Annotated in this window: 1 protein-coding gene; it reads left to right on the forward strand. The window is 35.7% G+C overall.

Annotated features, from left to right (window positions below; genetic code table 11):
* Positions 1-24 precede the first annotated feature (24 nt).
* The coding region (locus tag KH400_RS21435) for an ABC transporter permease family protein (protein WP_498067639.1) at positions 25-420 on the forward strand (396 nt) is incomplete at its 3' end.

Raw genomic sequence — 420 nt, forward strand, 5'->3', positions numbered from 1 at the left:
AGAGTAGAGAGGGGAGGGAGTGGCATGAACTACAAAACAAAAAAACGTCTGGCAAAAGGGGGTGTTAATCTAACCATTATTGTTGTCGGGTTACTTTTCATAGCGCCTCTTTTGTGGATGATGATTTCGTCTTTGAAGCCAGAAACGAAAATATTCACGCAAATGGGTCTTGAAGCTTTTATTCCAGAAAGTCTTACTTTTGAAAATTACTATAATATTTTATTTAACAAAGAAACAGGCACTAACTTCTTTTTGTATATGTGGAATAGCTTGTATACAGTTGGAATGATTGTCATATTAGGTCTAATTGTAAACTCCCTTTGTGCCTATGCTCTTGTTAAATTGAAGTTCCCTGGTGCTGGGCTAATTCTTATGGTCATTATCGCTCTATATATTGTTCCATTTGAAAGTGTGTTGATT

The sequence above is a fragment of the Desertibacillus haloalkaliphilus genome (assembly GCF_019039105.1).
Taxonomy (GTDB): Bacteria; Bacillota; Bacilli; order Bacillales; family KJ1-10-99; genus Desertibacillus; species Desertibacillus haloalkaliphilus.